Source organism: Pseudomonas sp. C9D1, assembly GCF_056491235.1.
Genome location: NZ_JBSZIE010000003.1, coordinates 388,278 through 413,754, shown reverse-complemented (window position 1 = coordinate 413,754; position 25,477 = coordinate 388,278). Strand labels below are relative to the sequence as shown.

26 protein-coding genes, 1 tRNA gene and 1 pseudogene are annotated in these 25,477 nt (G+C 62.5%); 14 read left to right on the top strand and 14 right to left on the bottom strand.

Features of this window, described 5'->3' with window-relative positions:
• The first annotated feature begins 162 nt into the window (after positions 1–162).
• Positions 163–1,419, top strand: coding sequence for an NADP-dependent isocitrate dehydrogenase (icd, locus tag ACXI0U_RS29400; protein ID WP_021219020.1), 1,257 nt, complete (start codon positions 163–165; stop codon positions 1,417–1,419).
• Positions 1,420–1,485: 66 nt separating this feature from the next.
• On the opposite strand, the gene cspD is transcribed toward icd, so the two are convergent.
• Positions 1,486–1,752, bottom strand: coding sequence for a cold shock domain-containing protein CspD (gene cspD, locus ACXI0U_RS29395; RefSeq protein WP_111262174.1), 267 nt, complete (start codon positions 1,750–1,752; stop codon positions 1,486–1,488).
• A 228-nt stretch (positions 1,753–1,980) separates the two neighbouring features.
• Between cspD and clpS the strand changes: the two genes are divergently transcribed.
• Both clpS and clpA read left to right on the top strand, forming a co-directional pair.
• Positions 1,981–2,343 (top strand): ATP-dependent Clp protease adapter ClpS, encoded by a 363-nt coding sequence (clpS, locus tag ACXI0U_RS29390; protein ID WP_021219018.1) that lies wholly within the window; start codon positions 1,981–1,983, stop codon positions 2,341–2,343.
• Between the two features lie 29 nt (positions 2,344–2,372).
• Positions 2,373–4,643 (top strand): ATP-dependent Clp protease ATP-binding subunit ClpA, encoded by a 2,271-nt coding sequence (gene clpA / locus ACXI0U_RS29385; RefSeq protein ID WP_043241728.1) that lies wholly within the window; start codon positions 2,373–2,375, stop codon positions 4,641–4,643.
• Between the two features lie 54 nt (positions 4,644–4,697).
• Here clpA and infA read toward each other — a convergent pair whose 3' ends face one another.
• The 4 genes from infA to trxB all read right to left on the bottom strand — a co-directional run bounded on the left by infA (position 4,698) and on the right by trxB (position 7,453).
• Positions 4,698–4,916 (bottom strand): translation initiation factor IF-1, encoded by a 219-nt coding sequence (gene infA, locus ACXI0U_RS29380; RefSeq protein ID WP_016492441.1) that lies wholly within the window; start codon positions 4,914–4,916, stop codon positions 4,698–4,700.
• A 99-nt stretch (positions 4,917–5,015) separates the two neighbouring features.
• Complete coding sequence (locus ACXI0U_RS29375; protein ID WP_021219016.1) at positions 5,016–5,723, bottom strand: arginyltransferase; 708 nt, start codon at positions 5,721–5,723, stop codon at positions 5,016–5,018.
• Between the two features lie 53 nt (positions 5,724–5,776).
• A complete protein-coding gene (aat, locus tag ACXI0U_RS29370) occupies positions 5,777–6,460 on the bottom strand; it encodes a leucyl/phenylalanyl-tRNA--protein transferase (RefSeq protein WP_431484230.1) in 684 nt (227 codons plus the stop codon).
• Positions 6,461–6,502: 42 nt separating this feature from the next.
• Complete coding sequence (gene trxB, locus ACXI0U_RS29365) at positions 6,503–7,453, bottom strand: thioredoxin-disulfide reductase (RefSeq protein WP_021219014.1); 951 nt, start codon at positions 7,451–7,453, stop codon at positions 6,503–6,505.
• A gap of 222 nt (positions 7,454–7,675) precedes the next feature.
• Here trxB and ftsK point away from each other — a divergent pair, with 222 nt between their 5' ends.
• The 6 genes from ftsK (at position 7,676) to cysG (ending at position 15,256) form a co-directional block, all read left to right on the top strand.
• Complete coding sequence (gene ftsK, locus ACXI0U_RS29360; protein ID WP_021219013.1) at positions 7,676–10,081, top strand: DNA translocase FtsK; 2,406 nt, start codon at positions 7,676–7,678, stop codon at positions 10,079–10,081.
• 28 nt (positions 10,082–10,109) lie between these two features.
• The gene (gene lolA / locus ACXI0U_RS29355) at positions 10,110–10,736 is read left to right on the top strand and encodes an outer membrane lipoprotein periplasmic chaperone LolA (protein WP_021219012.1); all 627 of its coding nucleotides are present in this window, start codon (positions 10,110–10,112) and stop codon (positions 10,734–10,736) included.
• 18 nt (positions 10,737–10,754) lie between these two features.
• Positions 10,755–12,077 carry a replication-associated recombination protein A gene (locus ACXI0U_RS29350; protein WP_021219011.1) on the top strand — a complete coding sequence of 441 codons (1,323 nt, stop codon included), beginning with the start codon at positions 10,755–10,757 and terminating at the stop codon, positions 12,075–12,077.
• A complete protein-coding gene (crcB, locus tag ACXI0U_RS29345; protein WP_184490262.1) occupies positions 12,074–12,448 on the top strand; it encodes a fluoride efflux transporter CrcB in 375 nt (124 codons plus the stop codon). The genes ACXI0U_RS29350 and crcB overlap by 4 nt, the downstream gene beginning before the upstream one ends.
• Positions 12,449–12,464: 16 nt before the next feature.
• The gene (gene serS / locus ACXI0U_RS29340; RefSeq protein ID WP_043241734.1) at positions 12,465–13,745 is read left to right on the top strand and encodes a serine--tRNA ligase; all 1,281 of its coding nucleotides are present in this window, start codon (positions 12,465–12,467) and stop codon (positions 13,743–13,745) included.
• Positions 13,746–13,861: 116 nt separating this feature from the next.
• Positions 13,862–15,256, top strand: a complete 1,395-nt coding sequence (gene cysG / locus ACXI0U_RS29335) for a siroheme synthase CysG (RefSeq protein ID WP_265168404.1) — start codon at positions 13,862–13,864, stop codon at positions 15,254–15,256.
• On the opposite strand, the gene ACXI0U_RS29330 is transcribed toward cysG, so the two are convergent.
• The 7 genes from ACXI0U_RS29330 to ACXI0U_RS29300 all read right to left on the bottom strand — a co-directional run bounded on the left by ACXI0U_RS29330 (position 15,244) and on the right by ACXI0U_RS29300 (position 19,475).
• On the bottom strand, positions 15,244–16,245 hold the full coding sequence (locus ACXI0U_RS29330; protein ID WP_374981268.1) for a glutathione S-transferase family protein: 1,002 nt from the start codon (positions 16,243–16,245) through the stop codon (positions 15,244–15,246). The genes cysG and ACXI0U_RS29330 overlap by 13 nt on opposite strands.
• Before the next feature lie 88 nt (positions 16,246–16,333).
• Positions 16,334–17,317 (bottom strand): glycosyl transferase family protein, encoded by a 984-nt coding sequence (locus ACXI0U_RS29325; protein ID WP_271661001.1) that lies wholly within the window; start codon positions 17,315–17,317, stop codon positions 16,334–16,336.
• Positions 17,314–17,649: a TusE/DsrC/DsvC family sulfur relay protein gene (locus ACXI0U_RS29320; RefSeq protein WP_021219005.1), complete on the bottom strand. Its 336-nt coding sequence runs from the start codon at positions 17,647–17,649 to the stop codon at positions 17,314–17,316. Before ACXI0U_RS29320 ends, ACXI0U_RS29325 begins: the two co-directional genes overlap by 4 nt.
• Complete coding sequence (gene tusB / locus ACXI0U_RS29315) at positions 17,646–17,948, bottom strand: sulfurtransferase complex subunit TusB (RefSeq protein WP_021219004.1); 303 nt, start codon at positions 17,946–17,948, stop codon at positions 17,646–17,648. The genes ACXI0U_RS29320 and tusB overlap by 4 nt, the downstream gene beginning before the upstream one ends.
• Positions 17,948–18,307: a sulfurtransferase complex subunit TusC gene (gene tusC, locus ACXI0U_RS29310; protein ID WP_021219003.1), complete on the bottom strand. Its 360-nt coding sequence runs from the start codon at positions 18,305–18,307 to the stop codon at positions 17,948–17,950. The genes tusB and tusC overlap by 1 nt, the downstream gene beginning before the upstream one ends.
• Position 18,308: 1 nt before the next feature.
• Positions 18,309–18,701, bottom strand: a complete 393-nt coding sequence (tusD, locus tag ACXI0U_RS29305; protein WP_021219002.1) for a sulfurtransferase complex subunit TusD — start codon at positions 18,699–18,701, stop codon at positions 18,309–18,311.
• 105 nt (positions 18,702–18,806) lie between these two features.
• On the bottom strand, positions 18,807–19,475 hold the full coding sequence (locus tag ACXI0U_RS29300; protein ID WP_021219001.1) for a Bax inhibitor-1/YccA family protein: 669 nt from the start codon (positions 19,473–19,475) through the stop codon (positions 18,807–18,809).
• 130 nt (positions 19,476–19,605) lie between these two features.
• Between ACXI0U_RS29300 and ACXI0U_RS29295 the strand changes: the two genes are divergently transcribed.
• Positions 19,606–19,693: transfer RNA gene (locus tag ACXI0U_RS29295), tRNA-Ser, on the top strand.
• 110 nt (positions 19,694–19,803) lie between these two features.
• Here ACXI0U_RS29295 and ACXI0U_RS29290 read toward each other — a convergent pair.
• Both ACXI0U_RS29290 and ACXI0U_RS29285 read right to left on the bottom strand, forming a co-directional pair.
• On the bottom strand, positions 19,804–20,583 hold the full coding sequence (locus ACXI0U_RS29290) for a hypothetical protein (RefSeq protein WP_374981265.1): 780 nt from the start codon (positions 20,581–20,583) through the stop codon (positions 19,804–19,806).
• A gap of 109 nt (positions 20,584–20,692) precedes the next feature.
• Complete coding sequence (locus ACXI0U_RS29285; RefSeq protein ID WP_479551239.1) at positions 20,693–21,721, bottom strand: ABC transporter substrate-binding protein; 1,029 nt, start codon at positions 21,719–21,721, stop codon at positions 20,693–20,695.
• Between the two features lie 203 nt (positions 21,722–21,924).
• Between ACXI0U_RS29285 and ACXI0U_RS29280 the strand changes: the two are divergent.
• The 4 genes and pseudogenes from ACXI0U_RS29280 to gacA form a co-directional block, all read left to right on the top strand.
• Positions 21,925–22,077 (top strand): annotated as a pseudogene (locus ACXI0U_RS29280) (LysR family transcriptional regulator); the annotation flags it as partial.
• 115 nt (positions 22,078–22,192) lie between these two features.
• Positions 22,193–22,852, top strand: coding sequence for a LysR substrate-binding domain-containing protein (locus ACXI0U_RS29275; RefSeq protein WP_479551238.1), 660 nt, complete (start codon positions 22,193–22,195; stop codon positions 22,850–22,852).
• A gap of 84 nt (positions 22,853–22,936) precedes the next feature.
• Positions 22,937–24,091: an alpha-hydroxy acid oxidase gene (locus ACXI0U_RS29270; protein ID WP_374981262.1), complete on the top strand. Its 1,155-nt coding sequence runs from the start codon at positions 22,937–22,939 to the stop codon at positions 24,089–24,091.
• A 740-nt stretch (positions 24,092–24,831) separates the two neighbouring features.
• Entirely contained in the window at positions 24,832–25,476 is a 645-nt protein-coding gene (gacA, locus tag ACXI0U_RS29265; protein ID WP_031287554.1) for a response regulator transcription factor GacA, read from the top strand.
• The last annotated feature ends 1 nt before the right edge of the window (position 25,477 follow it).

The window sequence follows — 25,477 nt, the reverse complement described above, 5'->3', positions numbered from 1 at the left end:
TTCATGCGGGTTTAACTGCCAGCCCGATCTGTCGAAACATGGAAAAGTGCGTGACTTTCTGTAGAAAAACTACAAGAATGTGCCGCCTTTCCGAGACCCAAGATCCATCCGTCGCGCCGACCGCGTGATGGTTGTCAGACCACGAGAACTACGGAGTCCAGCATGGGATACCAAAAGATCCAGGTGCCTGCTACCGGTGACAAAATCACCGTCAATGCCGATATGTCCCTGAACGTCCCGAACAACCCGATCATCCCCTTCATCGAAGGTGATGGTATCGGCGTCGACATCAGCCCAGTCATGATCAAGGTGGTTGATGCCGCCGTTGCCAAGGCCTACAACGGCACTCGCAAGATCTCCTGGATGGAAGTCTACGCTGGCGAGAAGGCCACCCAGGTCTATGACCAGGACACCTGGCTGCCGAAAGAAACCCTGGAAGCGGTACGTGACTACGTCGTTTCCATCAAAGGCCCGCTGACCACCCCGGTCGGTGGTGGCATCCGCTCCCTGAACGTTGCCCTGCGCCAGGAGCTGGACCTGTATGTCTGCCAGCGTCCCGTTCGCTGGTTCGAAGGCGTGCCCAGCCCGGTCAAGAAGCCGGGTGACGTGGACATGATCATCTTCCGTGAGAACTCGGAAGACATCTACGCCGGCGTCGAGTGGAAAGCTGGCTCCCCCGAGGCCGAGAAGGTCATCAAGTTCCTCACCGAGGAAATGGGCGTCAAGAAAATCCGCTTCACCGAAAACTGCGGCATCGGCATCAAGCCGGTTTCCCTGGAAGGCACCAAGCGCCTCGTGCGCAAGGCCCTGCAGTACGCCGTGGACAACGATCGCAGCTCCGTGACCATCGTCCACAAAGGCAACATCATGAAGTTCACCGAAGGTGCCTTCAAAGAGTGGGGCTACGAAGTCGCACGTGATGAGTTCGGTGCCGAGCTGCTGGACGGCGGCCCGTGGATGCAGTTCAAGAACCCGAACACCGGCAAGAACATCGTGGTGAAAGACGCCATCGCCGACGCCATGCTGCAGCAGATTCTGCTGCGCCCGGCCGAGTACGACGTCATCGCCACCCTGAACCTGAACGGTGACTACCTGTCCGACGCCCTGGCGGCTGAAGTGGGTGGTATCGGTATCGCTCCGGGTGCCAACCTGTCCGACACCATCGCCATGTTCGAAGCGACTCACGGCACCGCGCCGAAGTACGCTGGCCAGGACAAGGTCAACCCGGGTTCGGTCATCCTCTCTGCCGAGATGATGCTGCGCCACATGGGTTGGGTCGAAGCTGCTGACCTGATCATCAAGGGCACCAACGGTGCCATCGCTGCGAAGACCGTTACTTACGACTTCGAGCGTCTGATGGACGGTGCCACGCTGCTTTCCTGCTCTGGCTTCGGCGACGCCACCATCGCTCACATGTGAGATTGATGGCGTGACAAAAAGGCCGGTCATCATGACCGGCCTTTTTTATGCCCTAAGGAATTGGGCTCAAGCCTCGACCGTGCTGCCCTGGGGGAGGCTGGCAGTGGCGGCAGGTGCTTCGGAATTTGCCGTGACCGTACTGATGTTCACGGCGTGCAGGCCTTTGGGGCCCTGGATGATATCGAAGCTTACCGGTTGGCCAGCTTTCAAGGTTTTATAGCCATCCATCTGAATGGCCGAATAATGGGCGAACAGGTCCTCATCTCGGCCGTCAGCGAGGATAAATCCATAGCCCTTGGCGTTGTTGAACCACTTGACCTTACCGCTAACCATGCTGATATCCCTCTGCAAAGGACTCCATCACTGGAGTATCATCCACTTCGACCCCGCGCCCGCTTCGACCATATGGACGAGGGTGCGGAACCCCTGATACCCGTAGGTGGGTATCCATTGTTTGTAACACCGTTTTGCCTTTAGTCAAGGCAATGCAGCGGCCAGCTGAGAAGCGGGTCAAAGTCCATGGGGCGTCCCATTTCGTCTACCAAGAAGCTTTATTCCAGCATGCATGCAAGCAGCCAGATTCGACTAACATTCAATCAGGATCGCCCTGAGCATCATGGGGACGACGACTCCGGTCTGTTGGTCCAGGAAGCCAAGCCGATCCTGCAGGCGCCACCCATGTATAAGGTGGTCATGTTTAACGATGACTACACACCGATGGATTTCGTGGTGGAAGTTCTAGAGGTGTTCTTCAGTCACAACCGCGAGGCAGCGACCAAGGTCATGCTGACCGTCCATACCGAAGGGCGGGCGGTCTGTGGAGTGTTTACACGCGATATTGCTGAAACCAAGGCGATGCAGGTGAATCAATACGCGAGAGAGAGTCAGCATCCGCTACTCTGTGAGATCGAGAAGGACGGTTAACGCCGACCGCTTGGGTATGAGGTGAAGCTATGTTGAACCGTGAGCTCGAAGTCACCCTCAATCTTGCCTTCAAGGAGGCCCGTGCCAAGCGTCATGAATTCATGACGGTCGAGCATTTGTTGCTGGCCCTTCTGGACAATGAGGCAGCCTCCGCAGTGCTGAAGGCCTGCGGGGCGAATCTGGACAAGCTGCGGCATGATCTACAGGAATTCATCGACTCCACCACGCCGCTGATCCCTCAGCATGACGAGGACCGCGAAACCCAGCCCACGCTCGGGTTCCAGCGCGTATTGCAGCGCGCCGTGTTCCACGTGCAGAGCTCCGGCAAGCGTGAAGTCACGGGCGCCAACGTGTTGGTTGCCATCTTCAGCGAGCAGGAAAGCCAGGCGGTGTTCCTGCTCAAGCAGCAGAGCGTCGCCCGTATCGATGTCGTCAACTACATCGCCCACGGCATCTCCAAGGTGCCCGGCCATGGCGAGCAGCATGATAGCGAGCAGGAAATGCAGGATGACGAAGGTGGGGAGTCTTCTTCCGCTGGGCATCCACTGGATGCCTATGCAAGCAATCTGAATGAACTGGCGCGCCAGGGGCGGATCGACCCGCTGGTCGGTCGCGAGACCGAGGTGGAGCGTGTCGCGCAGATCCTGGCGCGCCGCCGCAAGAACAACCCGTTGCTGGTGGGTGAGGCGGGGGTCGGCAAGACGGCGATCGCCGAAGGCCTGGCCAAGCGCATCGTCGACAATCAGGTTCCTGAGTTGCTGGCTGATAGCGTCGTCTACTCCCTCGACCTGGGGGCCCTGCTGGCGGGCACCAAGTACCGCGGTGACTTCGAGAAGCGCTTCAAGGCGCTGCTCAACGAGCTGCGCAAGCGCCCCCATGCGATCCTCTTCATCGATGAGATCCACACCATCATTGGTGCGGGTGCGGCATCGGGCGGGGTAATGGATGCGTCCAATCTGCTCAAGCCGCTGCTGTCCTCCGGGGAGATCCGTTGCATCGGCTCGACCACCTTCCAGGAATTCCGCGGCATCTTCGAGAAGGATCGAGCCCTGGCGCGTCGCTTCCAGAAGGTCGATGTAAGCGAGCCGTCGGTTGAAGACACCGTGGGCATCCTCAGGGGGCTCAAGGGCCGCTTCGAGCAGCACCACCACATCGAGTACAGCGACGAGGCTCTGCGGGCTGCTGCTGAGCTCGCTGCGCGCTATATCAACGATCGGCACATGCCGGACAAGGCCATCGACGTTATCGACGAGGCGGGGGCCTATCAGCGCCTGCAGCCGGAAGACAAGCGTGCTCCTCGTATCGATGTTGCGCAGGTCGAGGATATCGTCGCGAAGATCGCGCGGATTCCTCCAAAGCACGTCAACAGTTCCGACAAGGAATTGCTGCGTAACCTCGAGCGCGACCTGAAGCTGACCGTATTCGGCCAGGATGCCGCCATCGACTCGCTGTCGACGGCCATCAAGCTGTCCCGGGCTGGCCTCAAGTCGCCGGACAAGCCGGTGGGCTCCTTCCTCTTCGCGGGCCCCACGGGTGTCGGCAAGACCGAAGTTGCCCGCCAATTGGCGAAGGCGATGGGTATCGAGCTGGTGCGCTTCGACATGTCCGAGTACATGGAGCGGCACACTGTGTCACGCCTGATCGGTGCGCCTCCCGGGTACGTAGGTTTCGACCAGGGTGGCTTGCTCACCGAAGCCATCACCAAGATGCCGCATTGCGTGTTGCTGCTCGACGAGATCGAAAAGGCGCACCCCGAGGTCTTCAACCTGCTGCTGCAGGTGATGGACCACGGCACGCTGACCGACAACAACGGGCGCAAGGCGGATTTCCGCAACGTCATCGTGATCATGACTACCAACGCCGGTGCCGAAACCGCTGCGCGTGCCTCCATCGGCTTTACGCATCAGGACCACTCGTCCGATGCGATGGAGGTCATCCGCAAGAGCTTTACGCCGGAGTTCCGCAACCGTCTGGATACCATCATCCAGTTCGGTCGCCTCAGTCACGAAACCATCAAGAACGTGGTCGACAAGTTCCTCACCGAGTTGCAGGCGCAGCTCGAGGACAAGCGCGTCCAACTGGTGGTTAGCGACGAGGCGCGTGGCTGGCTCGGCGAGCGGGGTTATGACGTGCAGATGGGTGCCCGCCCGATGGCGCGCTTGATTCAGGACAAGATCAAGCGTCCGCTGGCGGAGGAGATCCTCTTTGGTGAGCTGGCCGAGCACGGCGGTGTCGTGCACATCGACGTCAAGGATGGTGAGCTCGAGTTCGATTTCGAGACCACTGCCGAAATGGCCTGACGATGGAGCAACGCAAAAAGCCCGGCTAGTGCCGGGCTTTTTGTTGTGGATCTGTCAGCGGGCGCGGTAGGTGATGCGGCCTTTGCTCAGATCGTAGGGGGTCAGTTCAACGCGAACCTTGTCGCCGGTGAGGATGCGGATGTAGTTCTTGCGCATTTTTCCAGAAATATGCGCGGTGACGACGTGCCCGTTTTCCAACTCCACGCGGAACATGGTGTTAGGCAGGGTATCGATGACAGTGCCTTCCATTTCGAAGCTGTCTTCTTTCGACATGCAGTAAAGCCCTCGGTATCAATGATTGGCCGGGTGCAAACGGCGCCTGGCAAAAACGGCGTGCATTGTGCCCGAAAATTGCACCGTAAGCCAAGAGTTTCAGGTGAGGGTGACCCAGCGCTGGTTGACGAAGAGCTCGATGGGGCGGTACTGGGTCTTGTAGTTCATCTTCCGGCAGTTCTTGATCCAGTAGCCGAGATAGACCGCCTGGAGACCCAGGCGCAGTGTTTCTCCGATCTGCCAGAGAATGGCGAAGCGGCCGAGGCTGCGGCGCTCCTCCGACGGGTCGTAGAAGGTGTAAACGGCGGAGAGGCCGTTGGGCAGGACATCGGTGACCGCTATGGCAACCAGGCGGCCGTCCAGGCGGAACTCGTAAAAGCGCGAGAAGGGCAGGTCGCGAACCAGGAAGGTGGAGAACTGGTCGCGGCTCGGCGGGTACATGTCGCCATCCGCGTGGCGCTCTTCGATGTAGCGGACGTAGAGGGCGTAGTACTCCTCGTTGAAGGTCGGGCGCACGGCGCGGACTTCGATATCGGTATTGCGCTTGAGGATGCGCCGCTGCTGGCGGCTGGGGGCGAAGGCTTCTGCGGGGATGCGCGCGGGGACGCAGGCGGTGCAGCGCTGGCAGTGGGGGCGGTAGAGGTGGTCGCCGCTGCGGCGAAAACCCATTTCCGAGAGCTCGGCGTAGACCTCCACATCCATCGGCTGACTGGGGTCGAGGAACAGTGTCGTGGCCTGTTCTTCGGGCAGGTAGCTGCAAGGATGCGGTTGAGTGGCATAGAACTTCAGGCGAGCCAGCTCGGTCATGGTCTAATCTCGAAAAAGCCTTCTGCAAGTGTAAGCCAGGGTTGGCGACTCGCCTAGGCGACGACCCAGTCGGCGCTGTTGGGTTGGTCGAGGTAGAGCTGCAGGTAGCGCGAAAACTTCTCGCGACTGATGGAGCGGGCGCCGAAGCTGTGCAGGTGCTGGGTCGGCATCTGGCAGTCGATGAGTACGAAGCCCCAGCGGGACAGGTGCTGGGTCAGGGTGACGAAGCCCACTTTGGACGCGTTGTCGGTGCGGCTGAACATCGACTCACCGAAGAACAGCTTGCCCATGGCGAGTCCGTACAAGCCACCTGCCAGCTCGTCTTCCAGCCAGACCTCGACCGAATGCGCGACGCCGCGGCGGTGCAGTTCCAGATAGGCGGCCTGCATCGGCGTGGTAATCCAGGTGCCGTCCGCGTAGCTGCGTGGCCCGGCGCAGGCCTGGATGACGGCGGCGAAATCCTGGTCGAAGGTGATGCGGAAGCGCTGCTGGCGCATCAGCTTGGCCAGGCTGCGGGAGATATGGATTTCCTGGGGTGGCAGGACGGTGCGGGGGTCTGGTGACCACCAGAGTATCGGCTGGCCATCCTGGAACCAGGGGAAGCAGCCGTGGCGGTATGCCTGGACCAGGCGCTCCGGGGAGAGGTCGCCACCCGCGGCCAGCAGGCCGTTCGGCTCGCGCAGGGCGCGCTCCAGGGGTGGGAAGGTGAGGTTGTCGCGGCTCAGCCAGGTCAGCATGGAGGAGGGGAGGGCGGCGCGGGTGGGCGCCGCCTCAGGGCCTTAGTTGTCGTCGAGGAATTTTTCGGCGTCCAGTGCGGCCATGCAGCCGGCGCCAGCGGAGGTGATGGCCTGGCGGTAGACGTGGTCGGCTACGTCGCCGGCGGCAAACACCCCTTCGATGCTGCTGGCGGTGGCGTTGCCTTCGGAGCCGCCGCGCACTACCAGGTAGCCGTCGCGCATTTCCAGCTGGCCTTGGAAGAGTTCGGTGTTGGGCTTGTGGCCGATGGCGATGAATACGCCGGCCAGGGGCATTTCACGGGTTTCGCCGCTGGTGGTGTCCTTCAGGCGCACGCCGGTGACGCCGGTGGCATCGCCCAGTACTTCTTCCAGGGTGTGGTTCCAGTGCAGGCGAACGTTGCCGTTCTTGGCTTTCTCGAACAGTTTGTCCTGAAGGATCTTCTCCGAGCGCAGCTTGTCGCGGCGGTGGATCAGGTGGACTTCCTTGGCGATGTTGGAGAGGTACAGCGCTTCTTCGACTGCGGTGTTGCCCCCGCCGATCACGCAGACCACCTGGTTGCGGTAGAAGAAGCCGTCGCAGGTGGCGCAGGCCGAAACGCCCTTGCCGGCAAAGGCTTCTTCGGACGGCAGGCCCAGGTACTGGGCGGAGGCGCCGGTGGCGATGATCAGGGCGTCGCAGCTATAGGTGCCGCTGTCGCCCTTGAGGATGAACGGGCGTTGCTGCAACTCGGCGGTGTGGATGTGGTCGTAGACGATCTCGGTGTCGAAACGCTCGGCGTGCTTCTGCATGCGCTCCATCAGGGCCGGGCCGGTGAGGCCTTCGACGTCACCAGGCCAGTTGTCGACTTCGGTGGTGATGGTCAGCTGGCCGCCGGGCTGGATGCCAGTGATGACGACGGGTTTGAGGTTAGCGCGGGCGGCATACACGGCGGCGGTGTAACCGGCTGGGCCGGAGCCCAGGATGATCAGGCGTGAATGCTTGACGTCGCTCATAAAAAGGCCTCATAAGTCTTTGTCACAAAAGAGAATGCATGCTCAAATTGAGCGCTGCGCAAGATGTTGGCGGCTATGCTACACCGAAGCACGAATCAGCGGCAAAACGCTCCAGGCTCAATGGGCGCGCTGTCGCGCCGGGTGGTTAAGCCCGTACAATAGGCGGCATTTCCGCCAGTAACCGATTCTTGAGCGCGCCTCGGGGCGCAGGAAAAAAGGCGTTTGAAGAATTCCACTAGTACCGCCCAGACGCCCGTCTGGCGCCAGCAATTGCATTACCGCCTCAAGGAAGGTGCGCTGATCGCGCTGGGCGCGTTGTGCCTTTACCTGTGGATGGCGCTGCTCACCTACGACTCCTCCGACCCGGGCTGGACCCACACCAGCAACGTCGAGCAGGTGCAGAACGCGGCGGGCCGCCTCGGCGCCTGGTTCGCCGACATCCTGTTCATGGCCCTGGGTTACTTCGCCTATATCTTCCCGTTGCTGCTGGCGATCAAGACGCTGCAGGTTTTCCGTCATCGCCACCAGGCTATCGACTGGAGTGGCTGGCTGTTCTCCTGGCGCCTGATCGGCCTGGTGTTCCTGGTGCTTTCCGGCGCTGCGCTGGCCGATATCCACTTCCAGGACAGCGTCGGCATGCCGGCCTCTGCTGGGGGCGCGCTGGGCGAAAGCCTCAGCCACCTGGCGGTCAATGCCCTGAACGTCCAGGGCAGCACGTTGATGTTCTTCGCGCTGTTCCTTTTTGGCCTGACGGTGTTCACCGACCTGTCCTGGTTCAAGGTGATGGACCTGACCGGCAAGATCACCCTTGACCTCATCGAGCTGATCCAGAGCCTGATCAACCGTTGGTGGAGCGCGCGCTCCGAGCGCAAGCTGCTGGTGGCCAAGCTGCGCGAGGTCGATGACCGCGTCAGCGAAGTCGCCGCCCCTGTGGTTCGCGACAGCCGCGAGCAAGCCAAGGTCAAGGAGCGCCTGATAGAGCGCGAAGAGGCCCTGGCCAAGCACATGACCGAACGCGACAAGCGCCCGGCTCCCGTCATCACCCCGCCTGCGCCGGCCAAGGCGGCCGAGCCCAGCAAGCGGGTGCAGAAGGAGAAGCAGGCCCCGCTGTTCGTCGACAGCGCTGTGGAAGGCACCCTGCCACCTATCTCCATCCTCGATGCGGCGGAGAAGAAGCAGAAGAGCTACTCCCCGGAATCCCTGGAGGCCATGTCGCGCCTGCTGGAGATCAAGCTCAAGGAGTTCGGTGTCGAGGTGCTCGTCGAGTCCGTGCATCCGGGTCCGGTGATCACCCGTTTCGAGATCCAGCCCGCCGCCGGGGTGAAGGTCAGCCGCATTTCCAACCTGGCCAAGGACCTTGCGCGCTCCCTCGCGGTGATCAGCGTGCGCGTCGTGGAAGTGATTCCCGGCAAGACCACCGTGGGTATTGAAATCCCCAACGAGGATCGGCAGATCGTGCGCTTCTCCGAAGTGCTGTCCTCGACCGAATACGACGATGCCAAGTCCCCCGTGACCATGGCGTTGGGGCATGACATCGGCGGCCGCCCGGTGATCACCGACCTGGCCAGGATGCCCCACCTGCTGGTTGCCGGTACCACCGGTTCCGGTAAGTCCGTGGGTGTGAACGCCATGATCCTGTCGATCCTGTTCAAGTCCACGCCCGAGCAGGCGCGGCTGATCATGATCGACCCGAAGATGCTCGAACTGTCGATCTACGAAGGCATTCCGCACCTGCTGTGCCCGGTCGTGACAGACATGAAGGAAGCCGCCAACGCGCTGCGTTGGAGCGTGGCCGAGATGGAGCGGCGCTACAAGCTGATGGCCGCCATGGGCGTGCGTAACCTGGCCGGCTTCAACCGCAAGGTCAAGGATGCGGAAGAGGCGGGCACCCCGCTCACCGATCCGCTCTACCGTCGCGAGAGCATGGAGGACGAAGCGCCTCTGCTGAAGACGCTGCCCACCATCGTGGTCATCGTCGACGAATTCGCCGACATGATGATGATCGTCGGCAAGAAGGTGGAAGAGCTCATCGCCCGTATCGCGCAGAAGGCGCGTGCGGCGGGCATCCACCTGATCCTCGCGACCCAGCGCCCCTCGGTGGACGTGATCACCGGCCTGATCAAGGCCAACATCCCCACCCGCATGGCGTTCCAGGTTTCCAGCAAGATCGACTCGCGCACCATTCTCGACCAGGGCGGTGCCGAACAGCTGCTCGGCCACGGTGACATGCTCTACCTACCGCCGGGTACCGGCCTGCCCATCCGCGTCCATGGCGCCTTCGTTTCCGACGATGAAGTGCACCGCGTCGTGGAAGCCTGGAAGCTGCGTGGCGCGCCTGACTACATCGAAGACATCCTTGCCGGCGCCGAAGAGGGTGGTGGCTCCAGCGGTGGTTTCGATGGTGGCGAAGGCGGCGAGGGCAGCGAGGAAGACCCGCTCTACGACGAGGCCGTGCGCTTTGTCACCGAGAGCCGCAGGGCCTCGATTTCCGCCGTGCAGCGCAAGCTCAAGATCGGCTACAACCGTGCTGCACGGATGATCGAAGCGATGGAAATGGCTGGCGTCGTCACGCCCATGAACACCAACGGCTCGCGTGACGTAATCGCGCCGGGCCCGATTCGCGACTAACCCCGAACGAATTCTGATGAGGACCCCCATGCGACTGATCCGCATGCTGCTCGTTGCCGCGCTGAGTCTTGGCGCCCTGCAGGCCCAGGCCGATGACCAGGTAGCCATCGCCCGCCTGACTGAAATGCTCAACAAGGCACAGACCATTACCGGCCGCTTCTCCCAGCTGACCCTGGACGGCTCCGGCACCCAACTGCAGGAAACCTCCGGTGAGCTGGTGCTCAAGCGCCCCGGGCTGTTCCGCTGGCACACCGACGAGCCGATGGAGCAGCTGCTGGTATCCAACGGCCAGAAGGTCTGGCTGTATGACCCGGACCTGCAGCAGGTCACCATCCAGACCCTCGATCAGCGCCTGACCCATACGCCTGCGCTGCTGTTGTCGGGCGATGTGTCGAAGATCAGCGAGAACTTCGAGATCACCCACAAGGAAGGTGGCGACGTGGTCGACTTCATCCTCACGCCCAAGGCCAAGGACACCCTGTTCGACACCCTGCGCCTGTCCTTCCGCAACGGCGTGATCAACGACATGCAGCTGATCGACAGCGTCGGCCAGCGCACCAACATCCTCTTCCTCGGCGTGAAGATGAACCAGGCGATCGACGCTGCCCAGTTCGACTTCAAGGTTCCGGAAGGCGCCGACGTCATTCAGGAATAAGAGGCTTTTCGCGCAGCCATGGACCTGTTCCGTTCCGAGCCCATCGCCCAGCCCCTGGCCGCACGCCTGCGCGCCAGCAGTCTGGATGAGTACGTTGGCCAGGAGCACCTGTTGGCGCCGGGCAAGCCCCTGCGTGAGGCACTGGAGCAGGGGGCGCTGCACTCCATGATCTTCTGGGGGCCGCCGGGTGTGGGCAAGACCACCCTGGCCAAGCTTCTGGCCCAGGTCAGTGACGCCCATTTCGAGACGATTTCGGCGGTGCTCTCCGGCGTCAAGGAAATCCGCCAGTCGGTGGAGATGGCCAAGCAGCAGGCGGCCCAGTACGGTCGTCGCACCATCCTCTTCGTCGACGAAGTGCACCGTTTCAACAAGTCCCAGCAGGACGCCTTCCTCCCTTACGTCGAGGACGGCACGCTGATCTTCATCGGCGCCACCACCGAAAACCCCTCATTTGAACTGAATAACGCGCTGTTGTCCCGGGCCCGTGTCTATGTGCTCAAGAGCCTGGACGAGGCCGCGTTGCGGCGGCTTGTCGACCGTGCGTTGAACGAGGAGAAGGGGCTCGGCAAGCGCAAGCTGCGCCTGCCGGACGAGAGCTTCGCCATTCTGCTCGCCGCTGCCGATGGTGATGGCCGACGCCTGCTCAACTTGCTGGAGAATGCGGCCGACCTCGCCGAGGACGACAGCGATATCGAGCCCGAGCTGCTACAGAACCTCCTGGGTGACAGCCGCCGTCGTTTCGACAAGGGTGGCGAGGCCTTCTACGACCAGATTTCCGCCTTGCACAAGTCCGTGCGCGGCTCCAGCCCCGATGGCGCGCTTTATTGGTATGCGCGGATGATCGACGGCGGCTGTGATCCGCTCTACATCGCCCGGCGCGTGGTGCGCATGGCCAGCGAGGACATCGGCAACGCCGATCCGCGCGCTCTGAGCCTGTGCCTGGCTGCCTGGGATGTGCAGGAGCGCCTCGGCAGCCCGGAGGGCGAGCTGGCGGTGGCCCAGGCCATCGTCTACCTTGCCTGCGCACCGAAGAGCAATGCCGTCTATACCGCCTTCAAGACCGCCATGCGCGATGTCGCTGAAAACGGCTCCCATGAGGTTCCGCTGCACCTGCGCAACGCCCCGACCAAGCTGATGAAGCAGCTCGGTTATGGCGATGAGTACCGCTACGCCCATGACGAGCCGGATGCCTATGCGGCGGGTGAGGACTACTTCCCCGAAAACCTCGAGCCGCGCCAGTACTACCAGCCCGTGCCGCGTGGCCTGGAGCTGAAGATCCGCGACAAGCTGGAGCACCTGGCCGGGCTCGATGCCCGCAGCCCGAGGAAGAGGCGCCCATGATCCCCCTGGTCCTTTCCGTGGCGGTGGGGGGCATCGCCGGCACCCTGCTGCGCTTCGCCGCTGGTAATTGGGTGAACGCCCACTGGCCTCGCCACTTCTACCTCGGTACTCTTGCCGTCAATATCGTCGGCTGCCTGCTCATCGGTTTTCTCTACGGCCTGTTCCTGCAACGGCCCGAAGTGCCCGTCGAGATCCGCGCCGGGCTGATGGTCGGCTTCCTCGGCGGCCTGACGACGTTTTCTTCGTTTTCCCTCGACACGCTGCGCCTGCTGGAAAGCGGCCAGCTGCCCCTGGCCCTTGGCTATGCGGCGGTAAGCGTGCTGGGAGGCCTGCTCGCCACCTGGGCAGGCCTGACTCTGACCAAATTCTGATAGACGGGAACCTCACATGCTCGACTCCAAACTGGTACGTACCCAGACCCAGGAAGTGGCTGACCGCCTCGCCAGCCGCGGCTTCCAACTGGACGTGGCGCGCCTCGAATCCCTGGAAAACCAGCGCAAGTCCGTGCAGACCCGCACCGAGCAGCTGCAAGCCGAGCGTAATAGCCGCTCCAAGGCCATCGGCCAGGCCAAGCAGCGTGGCGAAGACATTGCACCGCTGCTGGCGGATGTCGACCGCATGGGTAATGAGCTGGAAGAGGGCAAGCGCGAGTTGGAGAACATCCAGGTCGAGCTGGACAACCTGCTGCTGAACATCCCCAACCTGCCTCACGAATCCGTGCCGGTGGGCGAGGATGAGGAGGGCAACGTCGAAGTTCGCCGTTGGGGCACTCCGCGCAGCTTCGATTTCGAGGTCAAGGACCACGTCAGCCTGGGCGAAACCCATGGCTGGCTGGACTTCGAGACCGCCGCCAAGCTCTCCGGTGCACGCTTCGCTTTGCTGCGTGGCCCCATCGCCCGTCTGCATCGCGCCCTGGCGCAATTCATGATCAACCTGCACACCGCCGAGCACGGTTACGAAGAGGCCTACACGCCTTACCTGGTCCAGGCTCCTGCACTGCAGGGCACCGGCCAGCTGCCGAAGTTCGAGGAAGACCTGTTCAAGATCGGCCGTGAAGATGAGGCCGATCTGTACCTGATCCCCACCGCTGAAGTGTCCCTGACCAACATCGTGGCTGGCGCGATCCTCGACGCCAAGCAGCTGCCACTGAAGTTCGTCGCCCACACGCCTTGCTTCCGCAGCGAAGCCGGCGCCTCCGGTCGCGATACCCGCGGGATGATCCGCCAGCACCAGTTCGACAAGGTCGAGATGGTGCAGATCGTCGAGCCGTCCAAGTCCTTCGAGGCTCTGGAAAGCCTGACCGGCAACGCCGAGAAGGTCCTGCAGCTGCTCGAACTGCCGTACCGCGTCCTGGCCCTGTGCACCGGTGACATGGGCTTTGGCGCCACCAAGACCTATGACCTGGAAGTCTGGGTGCCGAGCCAGGACAAGTACCGCGAGATCTCCTCCTGCTCTAACTGCGGTGATTTCCAGGCTCGCCGCATGCAGGCCCGTTACCGCAACCCGGAAACCGGCAAGCCCGAGCTGGTACACACCCTCAATGGCTCCGGCCTGGCAGTCGGTCGTACCCTGGTTGCCGTGCTGGAGAACTACCAGCAGGCGGACGGTTCCATCCGCGTGCCGGACGTACTCAAGCCCTACATGGGCGGTATCGAAATCATCGGTTGATCCTCATCGCTCCCGCTTCGGCGGGAGTGGCTTGAGTGCTCCCAGGCGCCCGCGTTCCGGTTCTCCCCGGATGCGGGCGTCGTTTTCCACGGCAACCACTGCAGCAAGGCTTCCCCATGGATTTCCTCCCGCTCTTCCATAACCTCCAGGGCCGCCAGGTGCTCGTCGTCGGCGGAGGCGAAGTCGCCCTGCGCAAGGCCCGCCTGCTGGCGGATGCCGGTGCGGTGCTGCGTGTGGTGGCGCCGGAGATCGACGGCCAGTTGAGTGAGCTGGTGCTGGCATCGCAGGGGCAGGCCCATCTCCGTGGTTACGAAGAGTCGGATCTCGATCAGTGCGTGCTGGCCATTGCCGCCACGGATGACGAACCGCTCAATGCACTGATTTCACAGCATGCGCAGGCGCGCGGCGTGCCGGTGAACGTGGTGGATGCGCCGGCCCTGTGCAGCGTGATCTTCCCCGCCATTGTCGATCGCTCGCCGCTGATCGTCGCCGTCTCCAGCGCGGGGGATGCACCGGTTCTGGCACGGCTGATCCGCGCCAAGATCGAAACCTGGATCCCTTCCGCCTATGGCCAGCTAGCCGGGCTCGCCAGCCGCTTTCGCAGCCGGGTCAAGGCGCTCTTCCCTGATGTGCAGCAGCGTCGGGTGTTCTGGGAGGACGTTTTCCAGGGGGCGATCGCTGAGCGCATGCTCGCCGGCCAACCGGCCGAAGCCGAGCGCATGCTCGAGGAGCGCGTGGCTGGTGGTGGAGCCAAGCAGGCGTTGGGTGAGGTTTACCTGGTGGGTGCGGGCCCGGGTGATCCCGATCTGCTGACCTTCCGCGCCTTGCGTCTGATGCAGCAGGCCGATGTGGTGCTCTACGACCGCCTGGTGGCGGGCCCCATCGTCGAGATGTGCCGTCGTGATGCCGAGCGTATCTACGTTGGTAAGCGCCGCTCGGAACACGCCGTGCCCCAGGACGAAATCAATCGTCAGCTGATCGACCTGGCGCGCCAGGGCAAGCGCGTGCTGCGCCTGAAGGGTGGTGATCCGTTCATCTTCGGTCGTGGTGGCGAGGAAATCGGTGAGTTGGCCGCCAATGGCATTCCCTTCCAGGTGGTGCCTGGCATCACCGCAGCGTCGGGCTGTGCCGCCTATGCCGGGATTCCGCTGACCCACCGCGACTATGCGCAGTCGGTTCGCTTCGTCACGGGACACCTAAAGGACGGCAGCAGCGACCTGCCTTGGACCGATCTGGTGGCGCCGGGGCAGACCCTGGTGTTCTACATGGGGTTGGTGGGCTTGCCGAGTATCTGCAGCGAGCTGATCCGCCACGGGCGCGCAGCGGATACGCCGGCCGCTCTGGTGCAGCAAGGCACCACCAGCAACCAGCGAGTGTTCACCGGTACCCTCGGCGACCTGCCGCAGCTGGTCGCCGAGCACGAAGTGCACGCGCCCACCCTGGTAATCGTGGGTGAGGTAGTGCAACTGCGTGACAAGCTCGCCTGGTTCGAAGGGGCTCAGGCCGACTGAGCCACGCCCTTGCCCGGCAGGTGGTCGCGCCCATGGGGCTGGCTGAAGTCCTGCAACGGGCCGGCGGGAATGATCCCGGTCGGGTTGATGGTGCGGTGGCTGCCGTAGTAGTGGCTCTTGATGTGCTCGAAGTCCACCGTCTCGGCCACTCCGGGCCATTGGTACAGCTCGCGCAACCAGCCGGAGAGGTTGGGGTAGTCGGCGAGGCGACGCAGGTTGCACTTGAAATGCCCGTGGTAGACGGCGTCGAAGCGTATCAGCGTGGTGAACAGGCGCCAGTCCGCTTCGGTCAGGTGGCTTCCGGCCAGGTATCGGCGCTCGCCCAGTAGCGCTTCCAGGGCATCCAATTCATTGAACAGCTCGCCGAAGGCTTCCTCGTAGGCGTCCTGGGTGGTGGCGAAGCCTGCCCGATAGACGCCATTGTTGATCGCCGGATAGATGCGTTCGTTCAGCGCGTCGATTTCGCTGCGCAGGTGTTCCGGGTAGAAGTCCTGGCGATCATTGGTCAGGCCATCGAAGGCCGAGTTGAACATGCGGATGATCTCGGAGGACTCGTTGCTGACGATGCGCCCTTCGAATTTGTCCCACAGCAGCGGCACGGTCACGCGGCCGGTGTAGTCGGCGTCATCGCGGGTATAGCGCTGATGGAGGTAATCTAGGCCGTCGAGAGCATCGCCGCTCGATCCGTGGCTGCGATCGAAGGTCCAGCCGTTCTCCAGCATCAACCAGCTGACCACGGAAACGTCGATCAGGCTTTCGAGGCCTTTCAGCTTGCGGAAGATCAGCGTGCGGTGGGCCCAGGGGCAGGCCAGCGACACGTAGAGGTGGTAGCGGCCGGGCTCGGCGGTGAAGCCACCCTTGCCGCTCGGGCCGGGCGACCCGTCAGCGGTGATCCAGTTGCGCCGGCGCGCGCTTTCACGTTGAAAGCGACCGTCTTTGGCGGTGTCGTACCACTTGTCCTGCCATTTGCCTTCGACCAGCAATCCCATGGCTCTGACCCTCTGAAGTTGGAAATTGGGCTGAGTCTAATGGTGTTGAGTCGATTGAATGGCGCAAATTCAAAGTGTCTTTGATCGATTAAATCGAACGATTCCGGTTGGCCCACAGCGTTTCCGCTTCGCTGAAGGCTTTATCCCGGGGTTTGCCCAGGCCACGAAGGGCCAGGGCCATGGTGCTGAGAATGGCCAGGCGGGCGTAGCTGTCTTCGATGCTGCCGTCCCACACGCCCAGCAGCTGTGCCGCCTCGATGCGCTCGGGTTTGACATGGCGCAGGGGCGAGAGGGCCGGCCATTCCTCGTCCCAGTCGCTGCCGCCCTGGGTGCCGTATAGGTGGGAGGTGGCATCCGGGTTGACCTCGATCTCTCCGCCTTCACCCTTGATCACGATTGCCGTATCGCCGAGCAACCGGCTGGCTTCACGGTGCACTGCCTGATAGCCCGGATGGAAGATGCTCTGCAGCCCGCAGCGTGCGCCCAGCGGGTTGAGGATGCGTGCCAGCGAGTGGATCGGCGAACGCAGGCCGAGGATGTTGCGCAGGTCGATCATCCGCTGCAGCGGTGCCGACCAGGCGCCCAGCGGGATGAACGCGAGGTTCTGCTGGTCCAGTGCCAGGGCGACGTCCTGCCAGTTCGTGCAGTCGGGTATGCCGAGCAGCTCCAGGCATTGCTCGGTGTAGATGCGGCCCGCCGTGTGCAGGCCGCCGCCGTGCAGGAGGATGCGCACGCCGCCATGGGCCAGTGCCTTGGCGGCCAGCAGGAACCAGGGGTGGTGGCGCTTCTTGCCCGCGTAGCTGGGCCAGTCGATGTCCACGGGAATGGCCGGAGCGTCGTTGCGTTCACGAAAGGCTTCAGTGAAGCCGGCCAGCTCTTCGGCACTTTCTTCCTTGTGCCGCAGCAGCATGAGGAAGGCGCCCAGTTGGCTGTCTTCTGTCTTGCCGTCCAGTAGCATGCCCATGGCTTCGCGAGCTTCTTCGCGGGTCATGGGGCGGGCGCCACGCTTGCCCTTGCCGAGGATACGCACGAACTGGGCGAAGGGGTGTTCAACGGGGGCGGCGGGAGTCATAGGCAATTGGTCGGCTTGGGCAGGCCGGCGAGCTTGGCGGCAAGCTTGGCCGGGGCGCCCTTGAATAGGTGGTTGAGATGCAGGCTGTTGCCCTTGTCCGGGCCGAGCTGCTGGGCGACGTACTTGATCAGTGGGCGATTGGCCGGCGACAGCTGGAATTCAGCGTAGAAGCGCCGCAGCAAATCGAGGATTTCCCAATGCTCGGCCCGTAGCGTGATTTCTTCGCGAAGGGCCAGGGCTTCAGCGACCGCCGGGGACCAGTCCGCCAGCTCTTGCAGGTAGCCGTCCTTATCCAGCGGGATGCACTGTCCGTTGAGGTCGAGGCTGCTCATAGCCAGCTGTTCACCTTGTCGTGCTGGATGCAAAGCGCCACGAACCCCGGGTAGTCGAGCTGTGTGATACGCGAGGGCAGGGTTCCGAGCGCTCGCGCGGCCACATCTTCTTCCAGGGCAAAAAGAGCGATGCCAGTCGGGAGGGCTTCCAGTTGCTCAAACGGGGCGGTCGACTGGCGCAGGGCCTGGACGGCTTCACCGCTGAGCAGCAGCGCATCCTGTTCGCCCAGCAGGCGCAGGCAGCTGGTGAAGCGGTCGTCACCGAATGGCGAATGGGAAAGAACGTGCAATGTGCTCATCAGAGGGTGATTACCTGATCATGGCGCCCGATGAGGGAACGCAGGGCTGCATCATCCAGGACCTCGACGGGAAGATTCAGCCCGTTGGCGGTCAGGCCACGTTTGTCCAGGCTGTAGGCGCAAGCGTAGAGGGCTTCCACGCCGAACAGCGGCAGGGCCTGCAGGTTGGCGGTCAGGTCTTTCTGCTGCAGTTTTGCGGGGGCCTGGTTGTTGGCGAGCTGGAAGACGCCATCGTCCAGAAACAGTATTGCCAGCGGCAGGTCGAAAGCACCGCCTGCCAGGGCGATATCCAGCGCCTCACGGGCACCGGGGCCGGCCCAGGGCGCACTGCGACTGATGATCAGCATGGACTTGGCCATATCAATTCCCTCCGAAGCAGATCAGGCGGTCGGCCATCTGTGCAGCCTCATGCAGCTGGCCCAGGCCGGAGAGTTCCCACCCCGGCGCCAGGTTGGCGGCTACGCGGCCATAGCGTTCGGCCTCTTCCTGGTTGATCACGCCGCGGCGCAGGGCGGCAGCGATGCAAACCACACCGTCCAGCTGGTGCTTGGCCAGAAGATTGGCCCAGTCGCGGGCTATGTCCGGCTCGTCCTGCGGGGTCACCACATTGGCGGAGGCGCTGTGGACACCGTCCTGATAGAAGAACAGTCGGGTAATTTCGTGGCCACCGTCCAGTACGGCCTCGGCGAAGCGCAGGGCGCGGCGGGAGGAGGGCGCATGAGCGGGGGCGAAGAGGGCGATGGCGAATTTCATGAGGGTGCTTCGACACAGGATTGCTGGGCGCAATGATACGGCTTGCGTCCAGGTTTTGCAGGCAAGAAAAAGCCCGCCGAAGCGGGCTCTTGCAAGGCGTTGCTATCAGTCGTCGCCGCTCATCACGCCGAAGATCTGCAGCAGGCTGACGAACAGGTTGTAGATCGACACGTACAGGCTGATGGTCGCCATGATGTAGTTGCGCTCACCGCCATGGATGATCGCACTGGTCTGATAAAGGATGCAGACCGAGGCGAACACCACGAAGCCGGCGCTGATCGCCAGTTGCAGGCCGCTGATCTCGAAGAAGAAGCTCGCCAGCATGGCGCCGATCAGGACGAAGAAGCCCGCGGTGATGAAGCCGCCGAGGAAGCTCATGTCCTTGCGGGTCGTCAGCACGTAGGCGGACAGGCCGAAGAACACCAGGGCCGTCATGGCGAAGGCCGAGCTGATCACCTCGCCGCCGTTGGGCATGCCCAGGTAGCGGTTGAGGATCGGGCCCAGGGTGTAACCCATGAAACCGGTCAGGGCGAAGGTGGAAAGCAGGCCCCAGGACGAGTTACGCAGTTTTACGGTGAGGAAGAACAGGCCGTAGAAACCGATCAGCACCACGAAGATGCTCGGGTAGGCGACGCGCATCTGCTGCGCGACATAGGCGACCAGGCCACTGAAAGCCAGGGTCAGCGCCAGCAGCCCGTAGGTATTGCGCAGCACGCGGCTGACTTCGAGCCCGCCGGCCTGCGCCTGGTTCAGTACGTAATCTTGATCGCTCATCTGCAAAACTCCTGCAAGAAATTGGGTCCGTGACCGCAGTCGAGCGAAATGATAACAGAGGTCAGCATCGGCTCTGTTGCGAGAGTTTGACAGCGTGTTGCGTTCGGGTAGTATGGCGGCCCGCAAATGCGGAAGTGTGGCCGAGTGGTTGAAGGCAGCGGTCTTGAAAACCGCCGACGGGAAACTGTCCGTGAGTTCGAATCTCACCGCTTCCGCCATATAGTTACACCGCAAAGCCCCGTTCTTCGGGGCTTTGTCGTTTCTGGGCCTTGGCTACCTGGACCGTCTTGCGCTTAACGGTCTTGCATCTTCAGGTGTTGTCGAGCGCTCAGGTCGTGGTCGACAGGGTCGATGTCGCACCACTGCCAGTCTTGATGTCGGGATCCTGGATCCTTCTGATGAACCATTTGCCCAGGTCGGAGAGTGAATAGACCAGCTCTGCGGCTTGGCGGCCGCCGTTATTGCTGAAGCTGGTTCTCTGGGTGAATGAGTCGTTGAGCAGGCCCTTGGCAATGAGCTCGGAGATGCACAGTGCGATCAGGTTCGGGTCGAAGGCTGTGAGCTTGGGGTCCAGCGGTATTGCATTCGGGGCGCTCTGACCCACGCTGAAGATGATGGCCTTGCCGCGTGCGTCCTGCCCCAATGCCGCGGCTTCGCGAAGGATGATGATGTGGACGTCCTCCAGCTCTCTGATGAGTTTCAGCACCTGTGAAAGCTCGTTCCAGTCAGTTGAGCTGTTCATCCATGCATGCGCGAGGATGGCGGCGAAGTAGTTGGCCTTCCTTTGGCTCGTGCTGCCCATGAGCGCGGTGATGCATACATGCAGCGCCGCCATGAATTCTTCTGACTCAGGGTCTGGGGCGTTGCGATCCACTCTTCTTGCCAGGTGCTCGAAGAGGTTGTCCAGCCGCTTGATGTTGTAGCTGGCCACATGATTGGAGGCGATCCGGTCGATCGTCCCGCCTCCCAGTAGATTCACCGCCCAGACGAAATAGGGAAACAGGACGCTGTCTTCGTACTTCTTGAAGACTTCGACGAGAACGCTGGGCTTGTTCGCGTAGGCCATTGCGGAGCTTGAGCGTTGCTGGATCAGTTCGTTGTCACTCATGGGTTTTCCTCGTTGCAAGTACGGCGATGGTAGGGATCGGGTTGCTCCTCCTGCAACGCAACACGCCGTACTTGCTCGTGGATGACGTTCTCCGTGGCCTTGGCAGGTGCTACTTAGCCGACCAAGCAATAAAGCGCTGCTCCAACTCCTCGCCGTGGTCCAGCCAGAACTGCGCATCGACCTTCAGCGCCGGTGCGATGTTCTCTGGCGCGGTGGGGAAATCCGCCCGTGTAGCGGGGCTCACCATGTCGAGGGCGCGAAGGTTCACTGGCCCGTTGTGCATGATCTCGGCAAAGCGTGCCTGTTGATCGGGCTGGCTGGTGAACTGCATGAATTGCAGGGCGGCGGTTTGATTGCGGCTGCCTCTGACGATGGCCCAGTTGTCCATGTCATAGAGGCTACCGGCCCAGATCACCGGGAAGTCGTAGCCATCCTTGCGCGCACCTATCGCCCTGGCGGTGTAGCCGGAGGTCATGACGACATCGCGCGAGGCCAGCCACTGCAAGGGCTGAGCCCCTGTTTCCCACCACTGGATATGGGGTTTGATCTGGTCCAGCTTGCGGAATGCGCGCTCGACGCCTTGGGGGTTCGATAGCACCTCGTAAACCTGCTCGGAGGGCACGCCGTCGGCCATCAGGGCGATTTCCAAGGTGAGCTTGGCGCCCTTGCGCAGGGCGCGTTTGCCGGGGAATGCGTCCAGGTCCCAGAAGTCCGTCCAGCCTTTGGGTGCGGTTGCCAGCGCCTTGGCGTCGTAGGTCAAAGCGGTCGACCAGATGAATATGCCCACGCCGCACTCGCTGATCGCGTCGTCGATCAGGTCTTCGGCATTCAATTTCTGCAGTGGTGGCAGGGGCTCGAAAAGGCCCTCTTCGCAGCCTCGCTGCAGGTCGGCGTGGTCCACCTCGACCAGGTCCCAGCTGATGGAGCCGGTCGCGACCATGGCCTTGATCCTGCCCAGTTCGCCGTTGTAGTCGTCCGAACGCACCGGGGTGCCATGGGCTTGCTCAAAGGGCGTGTAGAACGCTGCTTGCTGGGCTTGCTTGTTCAGGCCGCCCAGGGAAACGACGGTCAAAGTGGAGGCGTGGGCTTCGAGCGCCGAGATGGCAATGAAGAAAGCGACTGCTGAGGGTTTGAGCATGATCGATATCCCTTGTTCTTGTTGTCATTTCAAGGCGGAGATCAGGGCTTCTCGTCCACCGTCCGGCATGCAGGGCCATCCTAGTGATGAGCCGTCGGCGGTGCGTGGAAATAGCCTCCCGCAGGCAGGGAGGTTTTTTCCGATACATTCGCGCTCGTGAGTTCCACTGTGTTTGACGAGGATGAGCGGAGTAGGGGGCAAGCATGAATGACTATGGCAACTATCGACTGCCGTCCCTGGATGCCATGCAGGCGTTCGTGGCCGCTGCCCGCCTTGGCTCGTTCGAGCGCGCCGCTGAGGAGTTGTCGCTGACGGGCAGCGCGCTGAGAAAGCGGGTCTCCGGGCTCGAGCAGTTGCTGGGTGTGCAGTTGCTCAATCGCCGTGACGGCGCCTTGTCATTGACGGCACAGGGGCAGGTAGGTCTATCTGGAGCAGATCAGGCCGGTGATGGCGCAGCTCGTGGCGATTCCCATGCACAGTCGTCTGGTGCAGCGTCGGCAACGCCTGGCCATTTCCTGTCCGCCGACCTTCGCACGGCAAATCCTTATTCCCCGCCTGGCGGAGCATTGCCTGGCCCACCCCGGTGTCGATCTGGAAATCCAGGTGACGGCGCCGCTGAATGGCGCCGGGAATGGCGCGAGTGATGTCGATATCTTCGGCGGGAGCCCCGAGGGTTCATGTGCTCTACCGCTTCTCGATGAGTGGCTGCAGCCCCTGGCCGCTCCGCAGTTGCTGGCCCGGCTCTCGGTGCCCGGCAGCGCGCCGGACTTCGGTCGCCTGCCACTTCTTCGTTCCCCTCTGGAGCCCTGGCGGCCTTGGTTGGCAGCTGCCGGGCTGTCCCTGCCAGAACCTGACCAGGGGCCGGCGCTGCTCGACCTGGGCATGATGCTGGAGGCTGCGGCCAATGGTCAGGGCGTGGTCCTCGCCCGGCCTTCGCTGGCTCGCCCGTGGTTGGCGGACGGGCAACTGGTACCCCTTGGGCGTGTGCGCAGCCGGCCTTCCTATCACTACGAAGCGGTGCTGCTGAAAGCCTCACCGGCTGCCGATGCATTCATGGTGTGGCTGAGGTCGATCTGCAGTGACGCGGTGACTCAGTCGCAGGCGCAGATGGATGAACTGCTCGCGGAATAATCCGCCTGGGTAGCGGGAATTCTTTTCCTCATTCGCCACAGGCTGGCTCGCTAGCATCCTCCCCGATCGCCTGAGGAGGACTGCATGCCCACCATCACCTGTGTCGAAGACCTTCGTGCGCTGGCCCGTCGACGCGTTCCGAGAATGTTCTACGACTATGTCGATGCCGGCTCTTGGACCGAGACCACCTACCGGGAGAACCAGGCTGATTTCGCCCGGATCAAGTTACGCCAGCGTGTCGGCCGCGATATCGAGCATCGCTCGTTGGCGACCCGGATGCTTGGCATCGACATGACCATGCCGCTGGCCATCGCACCTACCGGCCTGGCCGGCATGCTGCACGCCGACGGCGAGATACTGGCGGCACGAGCAGCAGCGCGTGCGGGTATCCGCTACACCTTGTCGACGGTCAGCATCTGCTCCCTGGAGGACATTGCCGACGCGGTCGGTGCGCCGTTCTGGTTCCAGCTCTATGTCATGCGGGACCGTGGGTTCGTCGGTAGCCTGATCGACAGGGCCAAGGCCGCTGGCTGCGACGCATTGGTGCTGACCCTCGACCTGCCGCTGAGCGGTCAGCGCCACAAGGATCTGAAAAACGGCTTGAGCACGCCGCCCCGGCTAACCGCCGCCAATCTGCTGGATATCCTCTGCAAGCCCCTCTGGGCTGCGGGTATGTTGCGTACCCGGCGTCATCACTTTGGCAATGTCATGGGGCATGTGAAAGGTGTGGATGATCTGCATCGTTTGGCCGACTGGACCCTGGAGCAGTTCGACCCGAGCTTCAACTGGGGTGATATCGCCTGGATCAAGCAGCGTTGGGGCGGCAAGTTGGTGCTCAAGGGCATTCTCGACGCGGAGGATGCATGTATCGCCGCCAGCCTCGGCGCCGACGCCTTGGTCGTCAGCAACCACGGTGGCCGTCAGCTGGATGGAGCACCTTCGAGCATCAGTGCGTTGCCCGTCATAGTCGAGGCGGTGGGTCAGCAGGTGGAGGTGTGGCTGGATGGCGGCATTCGCAGCGGGCAGGACGTGATCAAGTCCCTGGCCCTCGGCGCTCGCGCCGCACTGATCGGTAGGGCGCATCTCTATGGCCTTGGCGCCTTGGGGGAGGAGGGGGTCGACAAAGTGCTGGAAATCATCGGCCGAGAAATGGACCTGACGCTGGCGCTATGTGGCTACAAGGATGTGCGTGAGCTCGATCATCGCATCCTGGTTCCGGGAAGCTTCCCATTGCCGTAGATGAAATGCCCTGCAAGGAACAGCCTCCTGCCATGACTGGCTTCGGGGTCGAGCCGGCGTGGAGAATCCTTGCCACGGATCGTCGCATCGGAGCGCGATGTCGCATGCAGGGATGGCCACGAAACACATGCCGGAAAAGCGTGAAGCAACGCTGGGTGTGCAGCGCCTGGCTGGCTGACACGGCGCACTCCATAAGACGAAGTAAGCAACGAGCGCGAGACACTGGCGCAGATGGCGGCGGCGCCTGGCTTTCCGCCGATCCCGCTGCGGGTGCTATCGGGGGCGCGGCGTCCTCTTGCCTGGCTGATGTCCGCCGAAGCCGTCGCCTTGCGGGCGCGCAACCAGCTTGGGTTGTCCGCGCTTTCTCCTTATGGTCAGCGGTTGCTGGCGGCCCGCAGTGGGCACTTCCCGCAGATGTCCGAGCCTGGGCGCGTATTGCAGGTTTTGCAGCAACTCATCGAAGAGGCAGGTTCTCGCTAAGGCGAGGGCGGCCGCGCGCTTTCGGTTCGCTGGTCGCCCGATTGCAGCCATAACTTTCAGGTGGTGCTGTGATGTGCCACCTTGAGAGTGCGTCTCCCTGCCTGGTGCTCGATTGTCAGCCCCTATGGACTGTGTTTTCCTGGCGCTTGCTATTTGACGGCGATGAATCAAGCTAGGTCTTGTGAGGCTGTCTTGATAATGTATCTGCCTTTCTACAATCCAGCCGCCCAGGCGGTCTGCGATGCACTGCGAGGTGTCGCTTGATTAGGGTACTGGTGGTCGATGACCACGATCTGGTTCGTACAGGTATAACGCGCATGCTGGCCGATATAGACGGCCTGCAGGTGATCGGGCAGGCCGACAGCGGCGAAGAGGCGCTCAAGAAGGCGCGTGAGCTCAAGCCGGATGTCGTGCTCATGGACGTGAAGATGCCGGGCATCGGCGGCTTGGAGGCGACCCGCAAGCTGTTGCGCAGCCATCCGGACGTCAAGGTGGTGGCCGTTACCGTCTGCGAGGAAGACCCGTTCCCCACGCGTTTGCTGCAGGCAGGTGCTGCCGGTTACCTGACCAAGGGCGCCGCATTGGAAGAGATGGTCCAGGCCATTCGCCAGGTGTTCGGTGGGCAGCGCTATATCAGCCCGCAGATCGCTCAGCAGTTGGCGCTGAAATCCTTCCAGCCGCAAACCAGTGGCTCGCCCTTCGACCTGCTTTCCGAGCGCGAGATCCAGATCGCCCTGATGATCGCCAACTGCCAGAAGGTGCAGACCATCTCCGACAAGCTGTGCCTGTCGCCCAAGACCGTGAACACCTACCGGTACCGGATCTTCGACAAGCTCTCCATTTCCAGTGACGTCGAGCTGGCCCTCCTGGCCGTGCGCCACGGCATGGTGGACGCCGTCAGCTAAG